The organism is Pseudarthrobacter sp. MDT1-56 (genome assembly GCF_059383555.1).
In genome coordinates, this window is sequence record NZ_JBWZCK010000005.1 from 287,610 (window position 1) to 312,104 (window position 24,495).

Annotated in this window: 20 protein-coding genes; 10 read left to right on the forward strand and 10 right to left on the reverse strand. The window is 68.9% G+C overall.

The window, feature by feature from the left end:
- Positions 1-40: 40 nt before the first annotated feature.
- Both AC50YC_RS09605 and AC50YC_RS09610 read right to left on the reverse strand, forming a co-directional pair.
- Positions 41-1,084: a M14 family zinc carboxypeptidase gene (locus tag AC50YC_RS09605; RefSeq protein ID WP_494953301.1), complete on the reverse strand. Its 1,044-nt coding sequence runs from the start codon at positions 1,082-1,084 to the stop codon at positions 41-43.
- Positions 1,085-1,222: 138 nt separating this feature from the next.
- A complete protein-coding gene (locus tag AC50YC_RS09610; RefSeq protein ID WP_494953302.1) occupies positions 1,223-2,251 on the reverse strand; it encodes an ATP-dependent 6-phosphofructokinase in 1,029 nt (342 codons plus the stop codon).
- A 207-nt stretch (positions 2,252-2,458) separates the two neighbouring features.
- Here AC50YC_RS09610 and AC50YC_RS09615 point away from each other — a divergent pair, with 207 nt between their 5' ends.
- On the forward strand, positions 2,459-4,339 hold the full coding sequence (locus AC50YC_RS09615; RefSeq protein WP_494953303.1) for a GAF domain-containing protein: 1,881 nt from the start codon (positions 2,459-2,461) through the stop codon (positions 4,337-4,339).
- Here the strand turns inward: AC50YC_RS09615 and AC50YC_RS09620 are convergent.
- Both AC50YC_RS09620 and AC50YC_RS09625 read right to left on the reverse strand, forming a co-directional pair.
- Positions 4,336-4,740: a VOC family protein gene (locus tag AC50YC_RS09620; RefSeq protein ID WP_494953304.1), complete on the reverse strand. Its 405-nt coding sequence runs from the start codon at positions 4,738-4,740 to the stop codon at positions 4,336-4,338. The two genes, AC50YC_RS09615 and AC50YC_RS09620, sit on opposite strands and share 4 nt — an antisense overlap.
- A gap of 13 nt (positions 4,741-4,753) precedes the next feature.
- Positions 4,754-5,188, reverse strand: coding sequence for a helix-turn-helix transcriptional regulator (locus AC50YC_RS09625; protein WP_494953305.1), 435 nt, complete (start codon positions 5,186-5,188; stop codon positions 4,754-4,756).
- A gap of 260 nt (positions 5,189-5,448) precedes the next feature.
- Here AC50YC_RS09625 and AC50YC_RS09630 point away from each other — a divergent pair, with 260 nt between their 5' ends.
- Positions 5,449-5,652 carry a cold-shock protein gene (locus AC50YC_RS09630; RefSeq protein ID WP_024365339.1) on the forward strand — a complete coding sequence of 68 codons (204 nt, stop codon included), beginning with the start codon at positions 5,449-5,451 and terminating at the stop codon, positions 5,650-5,652.
- A gap of 112 nt (positions 5,653-5,764) precedes the next feature.
- Here the strand turns inward: AC50YC_RS09630 and AC50YC_RS09635 are convergent, their stop codons facing one another.
- Together AC50YC_RS09635 and AC50YC_RS09640 are read right to left on the reverse strand one after the other, a co-directional pair.
- Entirely contained in the window at positions 5,765-6,115 is a 351-nt protein-coding gene (locus AC50YC_RS09635) for a hypothetical protein (protein ID WP_494953306.1), read from the reverse strand.
- A 130-nt stretch (positions 6,116-6,245) separates the two neighbouring features.
- On the reverse strand, positions 6,246-7,364 hold the full coding sequence (locus AC50YC_RS09640) for a hypothetical protein (protein ID WP_494953307.1): 1,119 nt from the start codon (positions 7,362-7,364) through the stop codon (positions 6,246-6,248).
- A gap of 223 nt (positions 7,365-7,587) precedes the next feature.
- On the opposite strand from AC50YC_RS09640, the gene AC50YC_RS09645 reads away from it, so the two are divergent.
- The gene (locus AC50YC_RS09645) at positions 7,588-7,782 is read left to right on the forward strand and encodes a hypothetical protein (protein ID WP_494953308.1); all 195 of its coding nucleotides are present in this window, start codon (positions 7,588-7,590) and stop codon (positions 7,780-7,782) included.
- A gap of 135 nt (positions 7,783-7,917) precedes the next feature.
- On the opposite strand, the gene AC50YC_RS09650 is transcribed toward AC50YC_RS09645, so the two are convergent.
- Positions 7,918-10,485, reverse strand: coding sequence for an AMP-binding protein (locus AC50YC_RS09650; protein WP_494953309.1), 2,568 nt, complete (start codon positions 10,483-10,485; stop codon positions 7,918-7,920).
- A 288-nt stretch (positions 10,486-10,773) separates the two neighbouring features.
- Between AC50YC_RS09650 and AC50YC_RS09655 the strand changes: the two genes are divergently transcribed.
- On the forward strand, positions 10,774-11,529 hold the full coding sequence (locus AC50YC_RS09655) for a ZIP family metal transporter (RefSeq protein ID WP_494953310.1): 756 nt from the start codon (positions 10,774-10,776) through the stop codon (positions 11,527-11,529).
- 30 nt (positions 11,530-11,559) lie between these two features.
- Here AC50YC_RS09655 and AC50YC_RS09660 read toward each other — a convergent pair whose 3' ends face one another.
- Positions 11,560-11,742 carry a PspC domain-containing protein gene (locus AC50YC_RS09660; protein ID WP_494953311.1) on the reverse strand — a complete coding sequence of 61 codons (183 nt, stop codon included), beginning with the start codon at positions 11,740-11,742 and terminating at the stop codon, positions 11,560-11,562.
- A gap of 183 nt (positions 11,743-11,925) precedes the next feature.
- A complete protein-coding gene (locus AC50YC_RS09665) occupies positions 11,926-12,819 on the reverse strand; it encodes a glucose 1-dehydrogenase (protein ID WP_494953312.1) in 894 nt (297 codons plus the stop codon).
- A gap of 144 nt (positions 12,820-12,963) precedes the next feature.
- Between AC50YC_RS09665 and AC50YC_RS09670 the strand changes: the two genes are divergently transcribed.
- Positions 12,964-14,238, forward strand: coding sequence for a plasmid pRiA4b ORF-3 family protein (locus tag AC50YC_RS09670; protein WP_494953313.1), 1,275 nt, complete (start codon positions 12,964-12,966; stop codon positions 14,236-14,238).
- A 48-nt stretch (positions 14,239-14,286) separates the two neighbouring features.
- Here the strand turns inward: AC50YC_RS09670 and AC50YC_RS09675 are convergent, their stop codons facing one another.
- Positions 14,287-14,961, reverse strand: coding sequence for a TetR/AcrR family transcriptional regulator (locus tag AC50YC_RS09675; protein ID WP_494953314.1), 675 nt, complete (start codon positions 14,959-14,961; stop codon positions 14,287-14,289).
- A 228-nt stretch (positions 14,962-15,189) separates the two neighbouring features.
- On the opposite strand from AC50YC_RS09675, the gene AC50YC_RS09680 reads away from it, so the two are divergent.
- From AC50YC_RS09680 to atzF, 5 genes are all read left to right on the forward strand, one after another.
- Positions 15,190-16,707 (forward strand): amino acid permease, encoded by a 1,518-nt coding sequence (locus AC50YC_RS09680; RefSeq protein WP_494953315.1) that lies wholly within the window; start codon positions 15,190-15,192, stop codon positions 16,705-16,707.
- A gap of 70 nt (positions 16,708-16,777) precedes the next feature.
- A complete protein-coding gene (locus AC50YC_RS09685) occupies positions 16,778-17,653 on the forward strand; it encodes an urea amidolyase associated protein UAAP1 (RefSeq protein ID WP_494953316.1) in 876 nt (291 codons plus the stop codon).
- Positions 17,650-18,345, forward strand: a complete 696-nt coding sequence (locus tag AC50YC_RS09690; RefSeq protein WP_494953317.1) for an urea amidolyase associated protein UAAP2 — start codon at positions 17,650-17,652, stop codon at positions 18,343-18,345. The genes AC50YC_RS09685 and AC50YC_RS09690 overlap by 4 nt, the downstream gene beginning before the upstream one ends.
- On the forward strand, positions 18,342-22,097 hold the full coding sequence (gene uca, locus AC50YC_RS09695; protein WP_494953318.1) for an urea carboxylase: 3,756 nt from the start codon (positions 18,342-18,344) through the stop codon (positions 22,095-22,097). Before AC50YC_RS09690 ends, uca begins: the two co-directional genes overlap by 4 nt.
- Positions 22,094-24,034: an allophanate hydrolase gene (atzF, locus tag AC50YC_RS09700; protein WP_494953319.1), complete on the forward strand. Its 1,941-nt coding sequence runs from the start codon at positions 22,094-22,096 to the stop codon at positions 24,032-24,034. The genes uca and atzF overlap by 4 nt, the downstream gene beginning before the upstream one ends.
- The last annotated feature ends 461 nt before the right edge of the window (positions 24,035-24,495 follow it).

The following is a 24,495-nucleotide window of genomic DNA, read 5'->3' on the forward strand; positions in this document are numbered from 1 at the left end:
GGTCACCTTGTGGTGGCCGGCTCCGCTGACGTCGAGGGACCTACTCGGAGGTGCGGTTGGTCTGCTCCGCGAGGGTGTCCCAGAACGAGGTGTCCGCCGTGGCGATCGAACCGTTGGCGATGGCCCGGGCCGTGGCGTCCAGGGTGACAACGGTCTGCTTGATGAGGTAACCGTTGCTCTTCTGGCCGAGCACTGCGGATTCCCTCGTGTTGTCCGACATGCCGCGCATTTCGAACAGGATGGTCGAAATGCCGTATTCCACGGCGATGCCGTTGCGGCTGATGGTTTCGGCGTCTCCGCCAACGTACCTGCCAAGGTGGCCCCACCCGGTGGAGTCGACGGCGTTGAACACCACGGCACCCAGGCGCTTGGATCCTTCCAGCACAGCCGGGTCGACGTTGGGGGTGGTGGGGTAGAGAATCGAACCCGACACCAGCTCCCCGTCCCGTTCACTCTGCGTCCCCTGGTGATGGAGATCAATCATGTAATCGACGTCGTAGGCACGCATCACATTCCCGTGCAGCGCCTGAGTCTCCGGCTCAAGCTTGTTCACATGGTCGCGGTTGAGGTCCACGTTATTCGCGTTGGTCCGCGTCAGCGTCCTGCCGCCGTCGGCGATGTAACCATCCAGCGGGAAGTCGACGTCACCCATGGCACCGTCGGGATTGAGCATGGGGACCACCAGGATGTTCACTCCGTCGAGCACTCCCTGGGCTTTGGCTGTTCCCAGATGCTTCATGAACTCCAGTGCCCCCTCCGTGGTCAGCTGTTCGTTGCCATGCTGCTGCGTCAGGTAGAGGATGGTCGGGTTGTCCGGGTTGGTCAGGTACTTCGCCAGGTACAGGTCACGACCCTTGACCGACTGTCCGATCACTTCCAGCTCCAGCGCGGACTGGCGGGCGTCCTGCTTCTGCAGTTCAGCGACCACCTCGTCGTAGGAGCGCAGGATCGAGGTGTTGATGGTCTCATTGCCCCCGTAATTGGGGCCCTCGCCCACAGCAAAGGCCGGAGCGGCGGCGGTGGCGCCGGTCGTAAGCACAACGGCCAGCGAGAGTGCAGCGAATTTCCTGGGTGCGTTCAACATGTTCCTCCAAAAAGTGGATATGACAACTTGAGTCAAATACCACAGCCTGGTTGTGTCAAGCAATTGTTTGGGGTGTCATTAGGTGGCGTTAGCAGCGGTGAGGCACCCGCCGGCCGGTCCGCCGTCGGACGTGGACGCTTAACCGAAGAGGTACGTCGCCTCGTCGTAGCGGTGCTGCGGGACGGTCTTGAGCTTGCCCACGGCTTCCGCCAGGCTCACCCGGACGATCTCGTCCCCGCGCGTGGCGACCATCTTCCCCCAGGCCCGGTCATGGATCGCGTCGACGGCGGCGAGGCCCAGCCGGGTGGCCAGGACCCGGTCCGTGGCGCTCGGGGCGCCGCCCCGCTGGATGTGCCCGAGCGTCGTGGACCGGGTCTCGATGCCGGTCCGCTCCTCGATTACGGGGGCGAGGCGCTCGCCGATCCCGCCGAGCCGGGGCCGGTTGAAGCCGTCCAGGCCGCGGTCGGCATGCGGGGCGGCCATGCCGGCTGAGATGAATCCCTCGGCCACGACCACCAGCGGGGTGCGGCCGCGTCGGAACGGGCCTTCCACCCACTCGCAGATCTCCGCCAGGCTGGCCGTCTGCTCCGGGATGAGGATGGCATGCGCGCTGGTGGCCATGCCGGCGTAGAGCGCGATCCACCCCGCGTGCCGGCCCATCACCTCGGCGATCATGCACCGGTGGTGGGACTGCCCGGTGGTCTTGAGCCGGTCGATCGCTTCCGTGGCGATCTCTACGGCGGTGTGGAAGCCGAAGGAGAAGTCCGTCGCGGACAGATCGTTGTCCACGGTCTTGGGCACCCCGACGATGGGGATGCCGGAGTCGCTGAGGATCTTCGCCGCCGCCATGGTGCCCTCGCCGCCGATCACGATCAGGGCGTCCACCCCCTCGGACCTCAGGTTCGCCTGGATCCGGTCGATGCCGCCGCCCTCCCCCAGGGGACTGACCCGCGACGTGCCGAGGATGGTCCCGCCGAGGCCGGCGATGCCGCGCACACTCATCCAGTCCAGGTTGATGGTGCTGCCCTCCACGAGGCCGCGCCAGCCGTCCGTGAATCCCACGAACTCATCCCCGTGGACGCGGATCCCGCGCAGCACACAGGAGCGGATGACGGCGTTCAGGCCGGGGCAGTCGCCGCCGCTGGTCAGGATCCCGATGCGGGCCATGAGTTTCTCCCTGTGGGAACTGGTGCTGGCGTAACCTTCTGTGCTTCCACCCAACCATCGGCCCGGCGCGGGCGGTATGAGGACTTCCCCACCTCCGCGGGGCGGGATAACCCGCACGCACGGGGTGTCCGAACATCCGGTTGTGGTGGTAGATTCCCAGCAGACCGGCACCCCCTTGGGCCCGCGTTTCGTCAAGGAGGACGAACCATGTCAGAAGCCGAGCCGCAATTCGACACGCTGGTCCGGAGCCTGCGCGACGTCGAGGGGGCCCAGCACAAACTCGATTCCGTCGCTGCGCTGGCCTTTGACCTCGCCGGGCGGTTCGAGCTGCAGCCGCTGCTGGGCCGGGTCCTGGGCCATGCGACCTCCCTGCTGGGCTGCGAGTCAGGCTCCATCGCCCTGGTCAATGAAGCCAGCGGCACCTACACGAAGAAAGTGGACATCGGCGTCGGGTGCCAGGAGGGCCAGACCTTCTCGTTGAGGGAAGGCTTCACCGGCCAGATCGTGCGCAGCCGCTCCACCGTGATCCTGGACGCCTACAGCAGCATCGAACGCGGGCATATCCCGGCGACGGATCCGCGCTGGAACTGCGCCGTGATCGGGGTTCCCATCCGGTGGGGCGAGCAGATCATCGGGGCCTTCATCGTGTTCAGCCCGGAGCAGGGCAGGGTGTTCACCGCCGAGGAAGCCCGCCTGGCCGAACTTTTCGCCAGCCACGCCGCCATCGCCCTGGCCAACTCCGAACTGCATGCCACCGCGTCAATCCGGGAACGCGAGGCCGCCGTCGCCGCCGAACGCGAACGCGCCGTCCGGGATGTCCACGAGACCGTGGGCCGTTCCTTGGCCACCCTGCTGCTCAGCCTCGACGACGCCGAAAAGGCCAGCCGGCTCGACGGCGGCGAGCACACGGTGACTCCACACCTGAGCAAGGCCCGGACCATGGCCCACGACGCGCTCACCGAGACGCGCCGGACGGTCCTGGGCATGGGGCCGGCGGCGCTCGCCGGCCGGACCCTGGATGAGGCGATCGCCGGCGAACTGGTTTGGGTGGAGGCGATGTCCGGCGCCGCGACCCAGCTGACGGTGATCGGGGACGCGCGCCCGCTCGCACCGGAGATCGCGCATCAGGCGTTCAAGATCGTCCAGGAAGCGCTCAACAACGTGGTGACGCACGCGCGGGCCACGACGGTCCGCACGGGTTTGATCTACGACGCCGGGACGTTCGCCGTCGTCGTCGAGGACAACGGGCAGGGCTTTGACCTCGCGGCGGCCCACGGCGACCACGCGACCCTGCCCGCGGGCTGCCTGGGACTGCACGGCATGAGCTCCCGGGCCATCCACCTGGGCGGGGAGCTGCACATCGACACGACCCCCGGCTGGGGCACCACGGTCCGCGCCACCCTGCCGGACCGGGCACCGGAGCCGGAGGCGTCCGGGCGGCCGCAGTGGAAGATCCTCATCGCCAATGACCACCCGGTCATCAGCGCCGGCCTGGTCCGGCTGCTCAGCATCGCCGAACCGGCCATCCAGGTGACCGCCGAGGTCCGGACCGCCGAGCAACTGTGCGACGCATTCGAGCTGCTGCGCCCGGACGTCGTCCTGGTGGATCTGGACATGGTCCACCAGAACACCACCGGCGTCCTGGCCAGGATCCGGGAGGTGGACCCCGGCGTGGCGATTGTTGTGCTTACCGACAACCCCACCGTGGAGCAGGTGCGCTCGGCGCGGCAGGCCGGGGTGCGCGGTTTCATCAACCGGCGGGCCAGCGGGGACACGATTGCCCGCATCCTGGTCGCGGCGGGCCAGGGCCAGGCGCTCTTGGAGGGCGCCATCTTCGACCACCTCCTGGGCGCCTCCTCCCCGGAGTCCGAGTCGGCAGCCGACTCGTTCACCGCCCGGGAAAAGGAGGTCCACGACATGGTGGTCCGCGGCATGGCGGACAAGCAGATAGCGCGGGAACTGGGCATCTCGGTCAAGACGGTGGAAAAGCACGTCGGTTCGATCCTGCGCAAAACCGGTGCGCGGAACCGGACGATGCTCGCTGGCATGACCGGGGGAGAACCCGTCCCCGCGCACCCCTGGGGCTAGGCGGCCTGGTTGAAGCGGACCATGTTGCCGGACGGGTCGCGGAATGCGCAGTCCCGCGGGCCCCAGGGCTGGGTGATGGGTTCCTGGAGGACCTCCGCGCCGGAGGCGCGGACCGCCTCGAAGGTGGCGTCCAGATCGTCCGTGCGGAACACGAGAATGGGGAGGGCGCCCTTGACGAGCAGCTGCTGGAGGGCGTCGCCGTCGTCCTGGGAGCGGCCGGCGTGCGGTTCGGACAGGACGAGCTCCAGGTCCGGCTGGGCCGTGCTGCCGAGGGTGACCCAGCGCTGCCCGTCGGAGCCGACGTCGTTGCGCACGTCCAGGCCGAGCACGTCGCGGTAGAACGCGAGCGACTCGTCGAGGTCGTTGACGGTGATCTGTGAATACTGCAGTGAAATGTTCATGTCTCCCACGCTATTACTGCGCTCGCGGGGGCGCTTCTTCAATCCTGCTCGGTTTGCGGGCGGGCCGCGCGCGCAGCCGGGCAATGCACGGCGGCATCGCCTTTACCGCGTGGTGCTCCCGGGACCGGTATTCGCTGGGCCTCATTCCGACGATCTCGGTGAACCGTGAGCTGAACGATCCCAGCGAGGTACAGCCGACCTCCATGCAGGCGTCGGTGACGCTGGCACCGGCCCGCAGCAGCGCCATGGCCCGTTCGATCCGGCGGGTCATCAGGTAGTTGTAGGGCGTCTCGCCGTAGGCCGCCTTGAACTGGCGGGAGAAGTGCGCCGGGGACATCAGGGCGCCGGCGGCCACGGTGGGCACATCGAGCGGCCGGGCGTAATCGCGGTCGATCAGGTCCCGTGCCCGGCGCAGGTGCGCCAGGTTGGCCAATTCCTGCGGTGTCATGCCGCCATTCTAGATCCGTTCGGCGTCCGGGCGGGGGGCCCCAAAATGAGGCACCGGAGGCGCCGCTCAAACCGCGGTGGTAATCCGCTCCGGAAATCTCCTGTAGTGTTGATCCTGTTGTTGTGTTTATGCAGTTCGTAGTTCAGGCAGTACGCAAGGTTGAAAGACCTTGTTCTTCTGAAGCAGCGGTTTTGAGCACCCCACACCGGAGGACCCGAAAGTCGGGACTTTTCCTCCACCTTCACGAAGGACAAAAAATAATGGCTACTGGTACCGTCAAATGGTTTAACGCTGAAAAGGGCTTCGGCTTCATTTCCCCCGATGACTCCTCACAGGACGTCTTCGCACACTACTCCGCGATCGCCTCTTCCGGCTTCCGCTCCCTCGAAGAGAACCAGAAGGTCTCCTTCGAAACCGAGCAGGGCCCCAAGGGTCCCCAGGCCGTAAACATCCAGGCTCTCTAAGACTTAGCTTTCAGCTAACTCTTCTGAGTCCGGAACCTTACAGGTTTCGAGCAGGGCCCGTCTTTGACGGGCCCTGCTTTTGTTTAACCCGGGTGTGCTGCTTCGACAGCGTCTATCCGGCGGCGCGGTAGTCGAGGAACAGCGTGGCCGGGAGTGGCCCCATCAGCATGTCCACGCTCATCCCGTGCACACTCGCCAGATGATCCCGGAACCACACGTCATACGGATCCTCCGACGCGGCGAGCGTCTGGTAGGCCTTGGCCAGGTCCTCGGACTCGTGGAAGATGCAGGTGAAGTCCCCCTGCGGGGTCTGCATCAGGCTGGCGACTTCCCGGACCAGGCCCATGCGCGCCCGCGAGGCTTCGTGCTCTTCCCGGCGCGGGCCCTTTATTTCCTCGACGTTCGCCTTCCACTCGTCCAGTTTCCCGGGCAGAATCGGGGCGAACCACGTAATGCATTCCATGACAGATGTCCTTCCACGCAACAGTGAAGCACGGTGGCAATCCCATCGGTACAGCTGCATGGTAGTCCCGCGGACGACGGCGGGACAGGGCTTCCGGAATCGGCTGCGGACCCGCTCACCCGCGGAATGCTCAGAGAGCCACGCTGTGCCGCCGGGCAAGGAACGCCGTCAACGCGGGGTTGTAGATCTCGTTCGCCAGCCAGGGCACGGCCTGGGCCGCGGCCTCGTCGCCGAGCACGGCCCGGTGCGACTGCGCCCGCACCACGAACTCCCGCATGCCGCTCTTACTGGCCAGCGCGGCCAGCCGTTCCACAAACTGTGAGGCCCGCGGCGAACCCGTGGCGATGGTGACTTCCGCCGCGACATCCAGCAGCCGGGCGGTGTACCAGAGGTACCACGGCTTGGGTTCCAGGCCCCGGTCGATCCAGTGCTCGGCGGCCGCGAGATCGCCGTGCGCCAGGAACAGCCGGGCCTCGGCGCCAGCGGCCAGCGCCATGTAGCAGTGGTCGCCTGCGAGCTCGGCCATCACCCAGGACCGGTCGATCAGGTCCGCCGCGGCGTCCAGCCGGCCGGCGGCAAGGTAGGTTTCGCCGCGGACTCCGGCGGCAAACGGCTCGAACGCGGTCCAGTGTTCTTCGGCGATCCCGCCGAGCGCCCGGTCCAGGGCGGCGGCCGCGAGCTCCAGGTCCCCCCGCAGCAGGTGCACGCGCCCCAGCAGCGCTTCGCTGAACGCCTGCTGCCGCTGGTTCCGGACCGCCCGTGCCAGTCTCCTGGACTCCGCGAAGGCAGCCACCGCATCCCTGTAGTGTGCGGTGTCCGAGGCCAGCATTCCCTGGATCGCGAAGATCCGGGCCTGCTCGTCGGGGATGCCCCGCGCCGCCTGCATCGCGCGGTCCAGCCAGCCCGCCGCCCGGTCCGGGACACCGCGCTGCACGGACAGGTAGCCCAGCTCGCGGAAGGCAGCGGCGGCAGTCCGGGAGCCGCCGTCGGGCGCTTCCGCCGACAACGCACGGTGCAGGAAATCGGCGACCTCGGCGCCGCGGCCGCCGGCCAGGGCATCCCAATGCCAGGGCTGCAGCAGGGTTAGCCGCAGCGGGTCGCCGGCGATGGAGACCCCTGCCAGGGTCCGGCGCAGCTCGGAGAGGTTCCAGCGCAGGGCACCCAGCGGATCCGCGGCGTCCGGGAACAGCAGGGCGGCGGTCCGGGACCGGCTGATGCCGTCCGGCTGCAGGGCGAGGTAGGCCAGCACAGCCCAGGCTTTGCGGCCCTTGGGTTGTGGGGGAGTGGTGCCTGGGGACTCGATCTTTGGCGGACCGAGGAGCCGAATCCACGTCTCGGCCCTAGGAGTAATTTTACGCCGGAAGGTCCTCCGGCGTCCCGGTTATTCAGCCGCAGGGGATTCACACTGTTGCTCACACGGGGGCTGCAGAAACTGGTGTCATCCAATCCGCTCCACCCCCGAGGAATCAAAAATGGAACTGCTCGTAGTCCTGCTGTTCGGACTCGTGATTGCCGCCGGCACCGCAACGGTGCGCGCCATGCTCCAGGACGGCCACGGGCATACTCCCGTGGTGCGGTCCACAGAGTCCTGGTCCGCCGGCTCCCTGCCCAGCGAACCCTTCACATCGTCCCTGGCCTGGTCCCTGCCGGGGTCGCGGGTCCAGTAAGCGGTGACCTGGCCAGCCGGCCGGGGTACAGGTCCGGAGCCGGGAGTGCCTGCAACCACACCTTTTTGGGCTGTCCTGATTGGCAGCAGGATCAAGCGGCGGCCGCCCGGAGAAGTAGTTCACACGGGGCAGACGCTAGCCCGCTGAATGTTCACTGGTCCGCGAGGCGGACGGGGGAACTTGTTTGAGGGATTTCTTCGAGCGGGTCCGCCGGCGGGTGGCTGCGTCCACCACGCGCATGCACAGGGCCCAGTACGCTGCCCCTGCGGCGAGGGACGCCGCGACGGCCAGTGCCGGGCTTATCCCGACCAAGGGCGGGTAGACCAGCCAGTGGACCAGGTACGCGTAAAGGGATGCGCTGGCCAACATCACCGCGAGACGGCGGAGGCCCTTCGGCACCGGGATGCTGGGCAGCCAGATGAGCATCAGGATCCCGACGAGGAGCGTCCATTCCCGGGCCGCGTTTTCGAAGAACCCCGGAACGGTGAGTACCGCAATCGCTGAGACTACGCATCGTTGGGCTACCGTCCGGGACCGTGCAATGGCCCAGCCCAACGCGAAGAGCCAGAGGGCCGGCGCCGTGTTCGGCACTCCCGGGTTGACCAGTTCGTAACGGGTGAACAGCCCGGCTCCGGTCAGAGCCAGCGGAAGCAGCAGGGGGAAACGCCGCTCGGCGCGGTCAACCCAGGGAACGGCCAGCAAGGCTGTCATTCCCAGGAGAAGGTAGACCAGGATTTCGATGAACCAGAAGTGCCACTGTGTAGTCACTGCCTCCGGCCCGATTATGGCATTCAGGAGCAGGATATTGGCAGGTGTGTATTTGTCAGTGATCAGATAAGCGACGGCGATAAACGCCACACTGGGCACGATGACTCTGGCCAGGCTGGCCAGCTGCCGCCGCAGGCGCTGTACACGCTCCCCCGAGAGCTGGAAGCGGGCGAAGTTGTACCCGGCCACGGCCATAAGGACATGGGCCGCGCCCTGCCAGCTGAACAAACCGACGTGTGTACTGACGATCAGGACGATCCCCACGGCCCGCAACACGATGCTCGTTTCGAGCGGCGCAACGAACCTCCGCAGCTTCCGGGCCGGAGCTTTTTGCCGTCGTGGTTCCAGGTCCCGTACAGGCGTCACGTGCCAATCCGGCGGAAGATGGCCTAAAGCTTGTTCCAGCCTGACCGATGCCGCCACGTAGGACAGCGAGTCCCCACCGAGGGAGACAAAAGTGTCGCCGTCTGCAATGTCGGCGACCTCCAGTGCGTCCGCAAAAATCCTTCGGACGCTGCCGGGGCCGTCGGCGGCCCCGTCCGCAGGCGCGTGCACGGGTTCGGGCCGGGACAGCGCCAGGACAGCCTGATAGTCCAGTTTGCCCGTGGCCAGCCGCGGGAGATCTTCGACGGTATGGATCTGGAGAGCGGCACGCGGCAGCCCCAATCCTTCGGCCAGGACCTTGCGCAGCAGTCGCTTGTCGTGGTCGCCTTCGACAGCGACGACGAGGCCGTCGTCGGTCCCGGCGCTGGCTGCCTGCACGCCGAGGTCGGCCAGTATCCGCTCCACCTGCCCGAGGTCAACGCGCAGCCCGACGATTTTGACGAACCTGCTGCGGCGCCCGACCACTTCGTAGACTCCTGTGGGGTGCTGCCGGGCGAGGTCGCCGGTGCGGAGCTCGCCGATGCTCCGGCCCTTCCCGAGGTCCTCGGCCGTCTCGGCGTAACCGAGCATGACGTTCGGGCCCGTGTAGATAAGTTCGCCATGCTCCAGGCCGGGAACGGGGTCGATGCGGAAGGCGCCTCCGGGGACGGGAATGCCAATGGCTCCGGGAACTGTGGGCGCGAGGTCAGGAGGCAGAAAAGCCATCCGGGCGGTGGCCTCCGTTTGGCCGTACATCACGAAAAGATCCCAGCCACTCCGGCGGCCGAGCCCGGCGTAGCGCTGCACCGCCTCCGGTGCGAGCCGGCCGCCGGCCTGGGTCACGTAGCGCAGACCGGGCAACTCCATGTCCGCGAACCCCACCCGTTCCAGGAGTTCAAAGGTGTAGGGAACCGCGGCGAATGCCGTCGCACCGCCTTTTCGGAAAAGCTCCCAGAAGCACGGATCAACGACGGAAAGGTCGGTGAGGACCAGTCCCGCACCGCGGAGCAGGTGGCTGTTGATCACCGACAGCCCGTAGCAGTAGGACATCGGAAGCGTCGTCGCAGCACGGTCGTCCGGGCCGATGTTCAGGTACTCGGAAATAGACTCCGCGTTGGATTGCAGGTTCGCATGCGAGAGACGAACAAGCTTCGGCGAGCCCGTTGACCCGGACGTGCTCAGCAGCAGGGCAAGATCCGGGTGCAACTCGTGGCGGGTGCCCGGCCGACGTTCCTCAAGGACAGTGCGCCCGTTCCCTGACCGCACAATCACATCAGGGTCATAGGCCCCAACGACGGATTCCAAGGCAGCTGGTTTGTCCTCGGGCAGGAGGATCAGGGGATGCCCGCCTGCCAGTGCCGCCAGATAGGCAACGAGCGATTCGAGGTTGTTCGCTGCGGCCAGCGCGACAAGACGCCGTTCGGTGCCGAGCCGGACAGCCAGGTCGTCGACCCGCTCCGCCAGCTCCTGGTAGGTCAGGGTCAGTGTGTCGGTGAGGATGGCAGGTCTGTCCCCGTAGCTCGCGAGATCCGAGGCAAAGGGCACCCGCATGAAATCGATCTGCGTGGTCACCCGGACGATGGTATTAGATTAGGCATACCTAAGCAAAATTGCGCTACAAAAGCATTGCGTAATTTTTCCGGTGCGGCGCCGAGGAGTTTTGGGCTACTTCGACCGCTTCTCCATAGGCTCTAACAGCACGACCCGGCTGCTCCTGGGTGGCGTCACGAAGTCCCGTCGTGCTGCTGCGGCCATTCACCGCCAAGTTCTGCAAGAATTCTGAGGGGTGCCCGGCAGCTCAACGCCGAACACTCCCTTGGTTTCCAGCTAGCAGGCTTCGCGGCCGCGGAAGGTCAACGCATGCCGATGTGGGCGCAGGCAATGTTCTGGGGAACGCTGGCGGGCGGGGCGCTGGTCCTCGGTGCCTGGCTGTCCTGGAAGTGGACCATCCCGGCGAAGCTGGTCTCCTCGATCATGGCCTTCGGCGCCGGTGTGCTCATCTCCGCGCTCGCCTTCGAACTGGTGGATGAAGCCGTTCAGGGCGGCGGGCTGTGGCCCACCGTGGCAGGGTTTCTGGCCGGCGCCGTGGTCTACGTCAGCGCCAACGCCCTGCTGGCACGCTCCGGGGCGAAACACCGGAAGCGGTCCGGGGGCAAGCAGCCCTCCGAAAAGGACAGCCCCGGCAGCGGCACGGCCATCGCCGTCGGCGCTCTCCTGGACGGCATCCCGGAATCGGTGGTCCTTGGCCTGGGACTCATCACGGCCGGGGCCGTCAGCCCTGCCATGCTCGCGGCCGTGTTTATCTCCAACGTCCCCGAGGGGCTTTCCAGCACGGCCGGCATGAAAAAAGCCGGCCGTAGCGCGGGGTACGTGTTCGGTGTCTGGGGCGGCATCGCCCTGCTCTGCGGTGGGGCCTCGCTGCTGGGATTCACCGCGTTGGAAAACGCCCCCAAGGAAGCCGTAGCGTTCATCACGGCCGTGGCCGCCGGCGGGATCCTTGCCATGCTGGCCGACACGATGATTCCCGAGGCGTTCGAGGAACACCACAACCTCACCGGGCTGGTGGCCGCCGTCGGGTTTCTCAGCGCGTTCATCATCCACAACCTGGGCGGGTAGCACGCGCACGGCGCGCACCCGCTCTTGCCGCTACGGGCTCTTGGGCATGATGATCCACAGCACGATATAGACGAGCTCCCCGACGCCGAACAGGCCGAAGAACACGAAGCCGACGCGGACCAGCGTCCTGGAGATACCGAAGCGGTCAGCGAGGCCTGCGCACACGCCCGCGATGACCTTGCCATTCCTGGGCCTAACCAAAGATCGTTCCATCCAGCCAAGGTAGCAGTGTGGCCCGGCCAAGAGAACAGTGCAGCCGGAAGAAAGGCACAACACAGCGGGCCCTGCCCGGCGGCCCCGAGCCGTACCGGGAAGAGCCCGCTAGTTTTGAATCCGCGCCCGACCCGCGCCCGACCGGCGCAGGCGCCGGGACCGGAGCCCGCGCGCGGCGCCGAACTACGGCGTCGGCAGGCCACCGTTGACGTTGAGGGTCTCGCCGATCACATAGCTGGACTCGGCCGAGGCCAGGAACACGTACGCCGGGGCAAGCTCGGCCGGCTGGCCGGCACGGCCCAGAGGTGTCTCCTTGCCGAACTCCGGCAGGTCCTCGGTGAGCTGGCCGCCGCTGGGCTGCAGCGGCGTCCAGATCGGCCCTGGCGCCACCGCGTTGACCCGGATGCCCTGGGGTGCCAGCTGCTGGGCCAGGCCCTTGGTGAAGTTGTTGATGGCACCCTTGGTGGAGGCATAGTCCACCAGGGTGGCCGAGGGGCTGTACGCCTGGATGGACGTGGTATTGATGATGGTTGACCCGGCCGGCAGGTGCGGGATGGCCTCCTTGGTGAGCCAGAACATCGCGTAGACGTTGGTCTTGTAGGTGTGGTCGAACTCGACGTCGGTGATGTCGCCGAGCGCTTCCTGCGCCACCTGCTTGCCGGCGTTGTTGACCAGGATGTCCAGGCCGCCCAGTTCCCGCGCGGCGGTCTCCACCAGTTCGCGGCACGCCGCGGCGTCCTTGAGGTCGCCGGGGACCTTGACGGCCTTGCGGCCGGCCTTCTCGATCAGCCCGGCGATCCGGGCCGCGTCCTCTTCTTCTTCGGGCAGGTAGGACATCACGACGTCGGCCCCCTCGCGGGCGAAGGCGATGGCCGTGGCGGCGCCGATGCCGGAGTCCGCTCCGGTGATGAGCGCCTTGCGGCCTTCCAGCCGGCCGGTGCCGCGGTAGGTGTTTTCGCCCAGGTCCGCCTTTGGCGTCATTTTCGCGTCCAGGCCGGGTTCCGGCTGGCTCTGCTCGGGCGGTTCGATCTGCTCGTACGCCGTCACCGGGTTCTTGAACGTGTACTGGTCAGTCATGGTGTACCTCCGGATGGTGGGTCTCAGCGTGGACAGTTTGCACGCCACGCACATGCTAAGCATGCTTACCATCAAGCCTAGCCAGTGCGGCGGTTCCGGCGCAACGCAGCGCGCAGTCCCCGCGGGTCTGGCAGGATAGCCAGCATGGATCCCGCCACCACCGTCCCCGCCTACGACCTCCGCGTCAGCATCCAGGACACCGAACCCGAGATCTGGCGGCGCCTGCTGGTGCCGGAAACCATCACTGTCCCGGAACTGCACCGGGTCCTCCAGGCTGCTTTCGGCTGGGAGGACCGCCACCTCTTTGGCTTCCGGTGCGTGGACCGGCTCGGCCAGCCCCGGGTCATCATCGGCCCCGACGGTGCGGCGGAGGAGATGGGCGACGAGCCGGCGTCCGGCGTCGTGCTCTTTGAACTCCTGGACGCGCAACAGGCCGGACCGGGCACGTTGGAGTACGAGTACGACTTTGGCGATGCGTGGACGCACACTTTCGAAGTGATGGGGCCGGCCGAACTGCCTGCCGGTGCGGTGCGCTGCATCGGCGGCGCCAACCGGGGCCCGGTGGAGGACTCCGGCGGGCCCTACGGCTACGCGCGCCTCATGGAAGCCCTGGCCGATCCCTCGCATGAGGAGCACACAGAGCTCTCCGACTGGTACAAGTTCGCAACGGGCGAGGACGCCGGCACCTTCGCGCCGGACGCGTTCGACGCCGCCGCCCTCAACAGCCGCCTGGACGAGCTGGTCAAACGCCTCTGGCCGGAACCGCCCACGGACGAGGAGATCGACGCCGTCGTCCGTCCCGTGCAGTGGCTGCTGGACCGGGCGGGCGCGGACGGACTGCAACTGACCCAGGACGGGTACCTCAAGCCGGCCGTGGTCAGCGAGGCCGTCCGCGACCTCGGCTGGGCCTACCGCTGGCCGGGACCTGCGAACCGCGAAAGCCAGACCCTGCCCGTTCTGATGCTGCGCCAGCAGCTGCAGGCCTGGAAGCTGCTGCGGAAGAGCAAGGGCAAGCTGGTCCTGTCGCCGGCCGGACGCAAGCTGTGCGACGGAGGTCGCCCGCTGTGGGACTACCTCGCCGAGACGGTGGCCTTCCCGGCGGACCACGCGACGGCCGTGGTGACCCGCATGGCGGTCCACTGGCTGCTCGAGGGCTCTACGCCGACGTGGGAACTGCGGCGACGGATCACCGCGGACACCCTGACCGTGGCGGGCTTCCGGATGGAGGGCGGCAAACCGGTGCCGCTGGACGTCGCCGGGGAGCTCTATTCGGACGTGCGGTGGATGTTGGACTGCCTGGAGTTAAAGGTTCCGGAGCGCACGTTCCTTGAGATGCCGGCCCTGACCGACGGCGGACGGAAGTTCCTGCTGGAGGTTGAACGGGCGCTTGATGCGCGTCCGGATTCGCGCGGGCTCTGACCAGGGCCGGGGCCGGGAAGGGCCAGCGTCAGGAGCGGCCGCAGGCGCTCAGCCCATACCCGCCACGAGCGCCGCACTCCGGTCCCGGATCGCCGCAAGGCTGTCGGCCAGCCCGCAGAGGACGATGCCGGCGTCGGCTGCCTGCAGCGGGGAGTCCGGGGTGGCGAGCCCGTCGGCGCGCAGGCTCACGAGGGATTCCACGAGCCGGAACGCCAGGTCCCCGTTCTGGCTGGTACTGGACCAGCCGTTCCCCGGCAGTTCCGCACCCAGGCGCTGGTACAGCCCCCGGAGTTCCTTCCGGTCCGCCATAAAACTGTGGAACCGGGCGCTGCGCGCCTCCGGCAGGTTGTAGAGCACCCCGAGGTTCCAGCGGGCGTTGCACAACTGGGTTCCGTCAAAGAGGGCGACGGCGTGCAGCCGGGCCGCCGCCGCCGTCGGGCTTCCATCTTCGTTGTTCCCTGACCAGACCCTGCGGGCAAAGGCGAGGCCGCCGGCCACGGTGCCCGCCAGCAGCACCTCAAGAATGTCGTCCTTGGTGCTGAAGTGGTGGTAGAGCGAGGACTGGCGGATCCCCACGGCCTCCGCGATGGAGCGGGTCGAGGTGGTGGCGTACCCCTGCGTGGTGAAGAGTTCGGCGGCGGCATCGAGGATTTCCTCACGGGCCGTGGCCCCCGGTCGGGAGGGTTGCTGCTTGCGGGGGCGCCCCGGGCCGGTTGTGGTCACGGCATCATTGTTGCACCCCGGCGGGGCCCTCCGGCGCCGCCCGCAGCCCGGTGAGATCGCGGAAACATCACCGAAATAATCCGGCTACGTACCTTTTACACGGGCGAAACGAGTTCGGGATCTCCGGCTGGAAAACTATCAAGTGACCGGTATTCCGCAGTGTTGGGCCCAGCGCTGCATTTGCCGGAACGCCTCAACCCCCACGCCGTTCCAGCCCCGGAGATTCCGATGACAACCACAGTTCTTCCCTCATCCGCGCAGACGGATGATGCAGACCTCACGTCGCTTGGCTACGAGCCGTCCCTGCACCGCAAACTGGGCCGTTACGCCTCCTTCGCGGCAGGCTTCTCCTTTGTTTCCATCCTGACCACCATTTTCCAGCTGTTCGCGTTCGGCTACTCCTTCGCCGGCCCGGCCTTCTTCTGGACCTGGCCGGTGGTGCTGCTCGGCCAGCTGCTGGTGGCCCTGAACTTCGCGGAGCTCGCCGCACGCTACCCGCTCTCCGGCGCGGTCTACCAATGGGCCCGGCGCGTGGGCGGTGAAACGGTGGGCTGGTTCGCCGGCTGGTTCATGGCCCTGGCGCAGGTGGTCACCGCCGCCGCAGCCGCCATCGCCATGCAGGTGGTGCTGCCGCAGCTCTGGGAAGGATTCCAGCTGGTCGGCGGCGACCCCGCCCTGAACACCACCACCGGCGCTGCGAACGCCGTCGTCCTCGGCGCCATCCTGCTGGTGGTCACCACCGTGATCAACTCCCTGGGCGTCAAGCTGATGGCCCACGTGAACTCCGTGGGGGTGACCTGCGAAATCGTCGGCGTCGTCGCCGTGATCCTGGCGCTCATCACCGCCGCCCAGCGCGGACCCGACGTCGTCATGGACACCACCGTCATGGCGGGGTCCGACCTCGGGGCGGTCGGCGCGTTTATGGTCTCCGGCCTGATGGCCGCCTACGTCATGGTGGGCTTCAACTCCGCCGGTGAACTCTCCGAAGAGACGAAGTCCCCGCGGCACACGGCACCCCGGACCATCCTGTCGGCCCTGATCATCTCCGGCATCGGCGGGGCGCTGATGATCGTGACGGCGCTGATGGCCGCTCCCAGCCTCGACGACGGCCGGCTCGCCACCGAGGGCCTCCCGTACGTGCTGACCGCAGTCCTGGGCACCTTCTGGGGCAAAGTGCTCCTGGTGGACGTGGCCGTGGCCATCTTCGTCTGCACCCTGGCCATCCAGACGGCCGGGTCGCGCCTGGTGTTCTCGATGGCGCGGGACGGCAAACTCCCCGCCTCCGCCCTGCTCTCCTCCGTCCACCCCACCCGCGGCACCCCGATGTGGCCCTCCATCGCCATCGGCGCCCTGGCCGTGGGCGTGCTCGCCATCAACGTCGGCAACGCCGCACTCTTCACCACCCTCACCAGCGTCTGCATCGTCATGGTGTACCTGGCCTACCTCCTGGTCACCGTGCCGCAGCTCCTCAACCGCCTCCGCGGCGACTGGGACCGGGTGGGCCAGACCATGCCGGCCGGGCTCTTCTCGCTGGGACGCTGGGGACTGCCCGTCAACATCCTCGCGGTGCTCTACGGCGCCGTGATGGTGGTCAACCTCGCCTGGCCCCGGCCCGAGGTCTATGACCCCTCCGGCGAAAACGGCATCCTGCTCTATTCCGCTCCGCTGATGGTGGGCATCGTGCTCCTCCTCGGCCTCGGGATCCGGCGCACCAGTGCCCGCTTGGCCGGCCGCACCAACGCCTGACCCCGCCACGCCCGACTCCCCACCCACTCACGCGAACGCCACCCGCGCGAACGCCCACCCCAGGATTGACATGACACAGAACACCGAAACACCAGCCACCGCCACCACCGCCGGAGCCCGCGCGCACGCCCGGGACCAGCACGGCCGCACCGCGGACACCATGCGGCACGTCCCGGCCGCCTCGGCCCCGGCGCGGTACACCGCCGGCCTGCCGCAGGCCGCCGGGGAACGCCTGAGCTGGGCCGAATCCGTGGCCTTCGGCCGCTACACCGCACTCCCTCTGGCCCGCGGCACCCGGATCCGGCTCACGGACACCGACGGCGACGCCTGCGTCCACGTGTTGCTCTACCGGAGCGGGGCACTGCACGAACGGCTCAATGTGGCGGACACCGTCAAGGTCCCGTGGCAGGCGTACCCCACCGCGGGACACCCGCTGCTCTCCGACGCCGGCCGGCTGATGGGCACGATCGTGGCCGACACCTCCGCCCGCCACGACGCCCTGACCGGCACCACCACGCTGGCCGGGAACACGGCCCGCTACGGCGCCGGGACCGTTCACAGCAGCTCGCCCGCCGGGCGTGAACTGCTGACCCTGGCCGCACTCAAGCAGGGCCTCGGCGCGCGGGACGTGGCGCCGTCGCTCTCCCTGTTCAAGGGCATCCGGGTTGACCCGGACGGCAGTATCCGGTTCACCGGCGCCGCCGGCGCCGGGGCCGCCGTCGAGATCCTCCTGCAGATGGACGCCGTGGTGCTCCTGGCCAATACCGTCCACCCGCTGGATCCGCGGCCGGACTTCACCGGAACCGCCGTCGACGTGGTCGCCTGGCACGCCCCGGACGACCTCCACCTGCTGGGGGAGGGGCTCCTGACCGGGCCGCTGACCCCCGAACACCGGCAGGCCTTGAACAACACCGAACACGACCTCACGGCAAGGAACGCCCGATGAACACCGCCACCGAAACCCTGACATCCCCGGCCGCCACGGCCGGCGTCCCCGCCAACGAGGCAGCGCTCGCGGACGGCGCCGTCATCCTGGACGAATACGTGGAAGCGCGCGGACCCTGGTCCGCCGTGGTGGCCGCCGGCGACGTCCTGACCATCGTGGACCTGGACGGCAACCAGGCCGTGGACTGCCTGCTCTACGCCGCCGACGACACGGAGGTGCGCTACTCCGCCGCCGTCACCCTCGCCGCGCAGCGCTCCATCGTGCTGACCACCGGCTCCGTGCTCCGCTCCGACGCTGGCGAGCCGCTGATGACCGTGGTGGCGGACGAGGTGGGCGTGCACGACACCATCGGCGGGGCCTGCTCGCAGGAATCCAACACCCTGCGCTACGGCCAGCACACCCGCGAACAGCACGCCTGCGTGGAGAACTTCCTGATCGAGGGCTCCCGCTGGGGGCTGGGGAAACGTGACCTGGTCTCCAACATCAACTGGTTCATGAACGTCCCGGTGGACCCGGACGGTGCCCTCGGGATCGTGGACGGCCTGTCCGCCCCGGGCAAGCGCGTGGCCCTCCGCGCCGAGGTGGACACCCTGGTGCTGGTCTCCAACTGCCCGCAGATCAACAATCCGTGCAACGGCTTCCACCCCACGCCCGTCCGCATGATCGTCACCCGCCCGGAGGCTGCCCTGTGAACCGCTTCGACACGCTGCTGGTCGCCAACCGCGGCGAAATCGCCTGCCGCATCATCGAATCCGCCCGGAAAATCGGGCTGCGCACCGTGGCCGTGTTCTCCGAGGCGGACCGGGGCGCCCGCCACGTCAAACTGGCGGATGAGGCCGTGCTCCTGGGCCCCGCCCCGGCCAAGGACTCCTACCTCAAGGTCGAGGCCCTGCTCGCGGCGGCCGCGGCCACCGGCGCCTACGCCATCCACCCCGGCTACGGGTTCCTCTCGGAGGACGCCGGCTTCGCCGAGGCCGTAGAGGCCGCCGGGCTGGTCTTCGTCGGGCCAACCCCGGACCAACTCCGGATCTTCGGCACCAAGCACACCGCGCGGGATGCCGCACGGGCCGCCGGCTTGCCCATGATCGCGGGCTCCGGCCTGCTCCCGGACGTGGACGCGGCCGTGCTCGCCGCCCGGGGCATCGGCTTTCCGCTGATGCTCAAGGCCACCGGCGGCGGCGGCGGGATCGGGATGACCGTATGCCGCACCGAGGACGAACTCACCGAGAGCTACCCCCGGGTGGCGCGCCTCGCCGGCGCAAGCTTCAGCACAGCCGGCGTCTTCGCCGAGCGCTACGTCGAACATGCCCGGCACGTGGAAGTACAGATCTTCGGTGACGGCGAGGGCCGGGTGGTGAGCCTGGGCGACCGGGACTGCTCGCTGCAGCGCCGCCACCAGAAAGTGCTGGAGGAAGCACCCGCACCTGACCTGCCCGGGGAACTCCGGGACGAACTGCACCGCAGCTCCCGGGCCCTCTGCGCATCGCTGGACTACCGCTCGGCCGGGACCGTGGAATTCGTCTACGACCCGGTCCGGAAGGAAGCGTCCTTCCTCGAGGTCAACGCCCGGCTTCAGGTGGAACACCCCGTGACCGAGGCCGTCACAGGGGTGGACCTCGTGGAATGGATGCTTCGGCTGGCCCAGGGCGGGTCCGAGGCAGCTACGGTGCTGGCCGGCCGCCCGGACAGCATCCCCGTCTCCGGCTACGCCGTCGAGGCCCGTCTCTACGCCGAGGACCCGGCCCGCAACTTCCAGCCGAGCTCCGGAACGGTCACCAACGCCGTCTACCCCGGCACCGACGGCGTGCGCGTGGACGCCTGGGTGGAAACCGGCAGCGAGGTGTCCACCAACTACGACCCGCTGCTGGCCAAGATCATCACCACCGGCACGGACCGGAACCAGGCCTTCGGCCGGCTCGGCGCCGCGCTGAAGGCCACCCGGATCGACGGCATCGAGACGAACCTGGGGATGCTCCGGGCCGTGACGGCCTTGGACGTGGTCCGCGACGCGGCCCACTCCACCGGCACCCTGAACGACCTGGGCGATCCGGAACCCCGGATCACCGTGGAACGGCCCGGACTGCAGACCTCGGTCCAGGACTGGCCCGGCCGTGCCGGGCTGTGGCAGGTAGGGGTTCCGCCCAGCGGCCCGATGGATGACCTGTCCTTCCGGCTCGGCAACCAGGCCCTCGGCAACGCCGAAGGCGCCCCCGGGCTGGAGTTCACCATGACCGGCCCCAGCCTGCACTTCACCCACGCCACCACGGTGTGCGTGGCCGGCGCCCCTACCACCCTCACCGTGGACGGCACGGACGTGCCGGCCTGGGAACCGGTGACGGTGCCCGCTGGCGGCACGCTCGACGTCGGCACGGCCGACGGGTCCGGCCTCCGCGGCTACATCCTGTTCCAGGGCGGACTCGACGTGCCGCTCTACCTGGGCAGCGCGTCCACCTTCACCCTGGGCCAGTTCGGCGGCCACGGCGGCCGCGTCCTCCGGTCCGGAGATGTGCTGCGCGCCGTGGCCCCGGACGCTGCCACAGATTCGACGCCGGCCACCCGGCGGGCAGCACCGGGCCTGGCCGGTCCCGTTCCGCTGGACAGCCGGCCCGCGCTGACGTCCGCGTGGGAACTGACGGTGGTGGAAGGCCCCCACGGCGCCCCCGATTTCTTCCAGCGCGAAGACATCGAGGACCTCTACGCCGCCAGCTACGAGGTGCACTTCAACTCCGCCCGCACCGGCGTGCGCCTCATCGGCCCGAAACCTCGGTGGGCCCGCAGCGACGGCGGCGAGGCAGGACTGCACCCCTCGAACATCCACGACACCGCCTATTCGGTGGGTGCCCTGGACTTCACCGGCGACACCCCCATCCTGCTCGGCCCGGACGGCCCCAGCCTGGGCGGCTTCGTCTGCCCCGTGACCGTGGTGACGGCCGACCGCTGGAAGCTGGGCCAGCTCCGTCCCGGCGACACCGTCCGGTTCGTGCCGGTCGAAGCCCGGCGGGCGCCGTCGGCCAGGGACCTGGGACCCGGCCGGCAGCTGCTGCTGCCGGGAGGCACCGGCTGGACCCGTTCCGCCGGCGCCCGCCGGGGAGACGGCGACGACGGCGTGCTGGGCCGGGTGCCCGAAGGCCCTGGACGGCCCGCGGTCACCTACCGCCGCTCGGGCGACGACAACCTGCTGGTGGAATACGGCGACATGGTGCTGGACCTCAGCCTGAGGGCCCGCGTGCACGCCCTGCACCAGCACCTCGAGGAACTCCGGATGCCGGGAATCGTGGACCTCACACCGGGGATCCGCTCCCTGCAGATCAAGATCGACCCCGCGGTGCTCCCCACCCCGCGGCTCCTGGGCCTGGTGCAGGACATCGAGGCCGCCCTGCCGGCCAGTTCGGAGTTGGTGGTGCCCAGCCGCACCGTCCGCCTGCCCTTGTCCTGGGACGATCCGGCCACCCGGGAGGCGATCCAGCGCTACATGGCCGGCGTCCGGGATGACGCACCCTGGTGCCCCTGGAACATCGAGTTCATCCGGCGCATCAACGGCCTGGAGTCCGTGAACGAGGTCTTCGACACGGTCTTCAACGCCGAGTACCTGGTCCTGGGCCTCGGCGACGTGTACCTTGGTGCCCCGGTCGCCACCCCCCTGGATCCCCGCCACCGCCTGGTCACCACCAAGTACAACCCGGCCCGGACCTGGACGCCGGAAAACGCCGTGGGGATCGGCGGAGCCTACATGTGCATCTACGGCATGGAAGGACCCGGCGGCTACCAGTTCGTGGGCCGGACCACCCAGGTGTGGTCCCGCTACGCCGATTCCGCGCCGTTCGAACCGGGCTCGCCCTGGCTGCTGCGGTTCTTCGACCGTATCTCCTGGTACCCGGTCAGCCCGGAAGAGCTGCTGGACCTGCGCGCGGACATGGCCGCCGGGCGGGGACGCGGCGTCGAAATCGAGGACGGCACCTTCTCCCTCGCCGAACACGAGGACTTCCTGGCCCGGAACAGCGAGTCCATCACGGTGTTCCGCGAGCAGCAGGCGGCGGCCTTCGCCGTCGAACGGCAGGCCTGGTCCGACGCCGGCGAATTCGACCGCGCGGATGCCGCGGCCGCCGTCGTCCCGGCTCCGGAAGAGCTGGTGGTGCCCGACGGCGCCACCCTGGTGGCCGCGCCCTTCGCCGCCAGCGTGTGGAAGGTGGACGTCGCCGCGGGCGACCACGTGGTGAAGGGCCAGCCGCTGGTGTCCCTGGAGGCGATGAAGATGGAAACCGTCCTGGCTGCCCCGTGCGACGGCGTGGTGCAGCAGGTGCTGCCGGTGGCCGGCTCCCAGGTGGTGGGCGGTGAAGCCCTGGTGGTCCTCGGGCTGCCCTCGGAAGCCTCCGGAGCGGACCCGTCCGCGGAGGAACTCATCGAGCAACTGGACACGAAGGAACTGGAAGAGGCCGCAGTATGAGCACGACATTTGCCGGACCGAGCGCCACAGCCCGCGTGCGGGCGGCGCTGGCCGCCATTGAAGCCTGCGGCCGGCCGGAAATCTGGATCACCGTGCGGGCCGCGGACGACCTGCTGGCCGAGGCAGCGGCTGTTGACGCAGCCGTGGCCGCGGGCACGGACCTGCCCCTGGCCGGGCTGCTGCTCGCCGTGAAGAACAACGTCGACGTGGCCGGGATCGGCACCACCGCGGCGTGCCCCGGCTTCGCCTACACCCCCGGGCAGGACGCCGAGGCGGTAGCCCGGCTCCGGGCCGCGGGCGCGGTGGTTCTGGGCGCCACCAACCTGGACCAGTTCGCCACCGGGCTGGTGGGCACCCGCAGCCCGCACGGGGCCGTTCGCGATGCACGCCGCCCGGACCGCATTTCCGGCGGCTCCAGCTCCGGCTCCGCCGTGGCCGTGGCCCTGGGGCTGGCGGACATCGCCATCGGCACCGACACCGCCGGGTCCGGACGCGTCCCCGCCGGACTGCAGGGCATCGTGGGCATCAAGGCCACGCTGAACGTGGTGTCCACCGCCGGGGTGGTGCCGGCGTGCCGCTCCTGGGACGCCGTGACCATATTCGCGCGGGATCTGGGCACGGCCGAGCTGGCCATGGGAACCATGGCCGGCGGGGCGCGCCCGTGGCCCGCCGATGTCCGGCTGGCGGCGCCCGCCCGGCCACGCGTCGCGTATCCGGCCAGCCTCCCGGAGCTCCCGCAGGCCTGGGCAGCTGAATTCGGCCGCCAGATCGCCAGGCTGCAGGCCTCGGGCGTGGACGCCGAGCCGATCGAGTTCGACGTGTTCCTGCAGGCCGCCCGCCTGCTGTACGACGGCGGGCTGGTGGCCGAGCGCTACGCGGCCGTCGGTGCGTTTGTCGACGCGGCCGGCGACGGCTCAGGAAATCCTGCCGGGCTGGACCCGACGGTCGCCGGAATCGTTCGCCGCGCCGGAGAGGTGCCAGCGCACCGGTATGTCGCGGACACCTCCCGGCTGGACGGACTGAAGCGCCAGGCGATGGCGCGGCTGGAGGGGTTCGACGCCCTGGTGGTCCCCACGGCGCCGTTCCACCCGAGCCTGGCGGACGTCGCCGCCGACCCCGTGGGCGTGAACTCGCGCATGGGCACCTACACGAACTTCTGCAACCTGTTCGATCTGTGTGCCGTGGCCGTACCCGCGGCCGAGGTGGAGGGATCCCAGTTCGGGCTCACCGTTGTGGGGCGCACGTTCGAAGACGCCGTGGCGGCCGACATCGCCCGCAGGATCGAAACCCCGCCGCCACCCCCGGCGCTGTTCGCGGACGGGGCCGCACCGGCCCAGCAACTGCCGGAGGGGGAGCCGTGGCCCGTCCGGGCCGGCGCGTCCGCGGTACCGCTGGTGGTGGTGGGGGCGCACCGCAAGGGCCAGCCGCTGGCGCACCAACTCGAAACCCTGGGAGCCGTCTGGGCCGGGCAGGTGCGCACGGCGGCCCGCTACCGCATGGTCTCGCTGGCTACGCAGCCGCCAAAGCCCGGGGTGTACCGCTCGGAGGACGGGGCGGAACTGGTGGCCGAGCGCTGGCTTCTTTCGGAAGCGGCCCTGGGCCAGTTCCTGGCGGCCCTGCCCGAGCCTATGCTCCTCGGATCGGTGCGCCTGAGTGACGGCTCCAGCGCCACCGGCTTTGCCTGCGATGCGGTCGCCGCCACGAACGGCACGGACATCACCCGGTATGGCGACTGGTTGGTTGCGCTGGCTGCAGCCCCGGCCGGTCAGGGTGGGGCCGGGGAGGAAATGTCCCGGCAGGGATTGCCTGACGAGGAAGCAGCTGGATCGGACACGCCTCGGCAGGGATCGAGCGGGCAGGGACCGCGAGGCACCCTCGGGGACGCGCTCCTGACCGGGTTCACCCGAGGGATGCAGACGGGCACCAGCCGGAGGTAGCGGGGGAGCCGGCTTCCCGGAATCCGGATGAACCCGGGAAGCCAGCTCACACAGCTGGTCCGGGCCCACCGGCCACTGTGCCAGGGGAGTCAACGATCGAAAGGAACAGCAGTGCTGAACATCAGGAGATGGTGGTCCACGATCAGCTCGACGTCAGGCCCGCGTTCCGCAGGGAAGACGGTGCCGGCCACGGCCCACGACACGGAACTGCAGCATTGGTGGCTGCTGCCGGGCGACGTCACCTGTTGCCCAGGTCCGTCAACACCCGATCCCAAGGCGGCAGCGGAGTGATGCCCCCGCGCAGGTAGCCACCCGAACCGGTCGCCGTGCGCGGCCGTGAGGATCCCCGGCCGGCGCGGGTGATGCAGCCCACAGGAGCGCGTTTCCTCCTGACGGGTCTGTGGAGGGCCGGGTCCGGGTCTGGTTTCCGCGTCGTTGCGGGGTTTTTGGGGTGTGGGGGG

Excerpts from the sequence above, each read along its gene's own strand:
- AC50YC_RS09605 (WP_494953301.1), bottom strand. The coding sequence starts at position 1,084 with ATGTTGAACGCACCCAGGAAATTCGCTGCACTCTCGCTGGCCGTTGTG.
- AC50YC_RS09610 (WP_494953302.1), bottom strand. The coding sequence starts at position 2,251 with ATGGCCCGCATCGGGATCCTGACCAGCGGCGGCGACTGCCCCGGCCTG.
- AC50YC_RS09615 (WP_494953303.1), top strand. The coding sequence starts at position 2,459 with ATGTCAGAAGCCGAGCCGCAATTCGACACGCTGGTCCGGAGCCTGCGC.
- AC50YC_RS09620 (WP_494953304.1), bottom strand. The coding sequence starts at position 4,740 with ATGAACATTTCACTGCAGTATTCACAGATCACCGTCAACGACCTCGAC.
- AC50YC_RS09625 (WP_494953305.1), bottom strand. The coding sequence starts at position 5,188 with ATGACACCGCAGGAATTGGCCAACCTGGCGCACCTGCGCCGGGCACGG.
- AC50YC_RS09630 (WP_024365339.1), top strand. The coding sequence starts at position 5,449 with ATGGCTACTGGTACCGTCAAATGGTTTAACGCTGAAAAGGGCTTCGGC.
- AC50YC_RS09635 (WP_494953306.1), bottom strand. The coding sequence starts at position 6,115 with ATGGAATGCATTACGTGGTTCGCCCCGATTCTGCCCGGGAAACTGGAC.
- AC50YC_RS09645 (WP_494953308.1), top strand. The coding sequence starts at position 7,588 with ATGGAACTGCTCGTAGTCCTGCTGTTCGGACTCGTGATTGCCGCCGGC.
- AC50YC_RS09655 (WP_494953310.1), top strand. The coding sequence starts at position 10,774 with ATGCCGATGTGGGCGCAGGCAATGTTCTGGGGAACGCTGGCGGGCGGG.
- AC50YC_RS09660 (WP_494953311.1), bottom strand. The coding sequence starts at position 11,742 with ATGGAACGATCTTTGGTTAGGCCCAGGAATGGCAAGGTCATCGCGGGC.
- AC50YC_RS09665 (WP_494953312.1), bottom strand. The coding sequence starts at position 12,819 with ATGACTGACCAGTACACGTTCAAGAACCCGGTGACGGCGTACGAGCAG.
- AC50YC_RS09670 (WP_494953313.1), top strand. The coding sequence starts at position 12,964 with ATGGATCCCGCCACCACCGTCCCCGCCTACGACCTCCGCGTCAGCATC.
- AC50YC_RS09680 (WP_494953315.1), top strand. The coding sequence starts at position 15,190 with ATGACAACCACAGTTCTTCCCTCATCCGCGCAGACGGATGATGCAGAC.
- AC50YC_RS09685 (WP_494953316.1), top strand. The coding sequence starts at position 16,778 with ATGACACAGAACACCGAAACACCAGCCACCGCCACCACCGCCGGAGCC.
- AC50YC_RS09690 (WP_494953317.1), top strand. The coding sequence starts at position 17,650 with ATGAACACCGCCACCGAAACCCTGACATCCCCGGCCGCCACGGCCGGC.
- atzF (WP_494953319.1), top strand. The coding sequence starts at position 22,094 with ATGAGCACGACATTTGCCGGACCGAGCGCCACAGCCCGCGTGCGGGCG.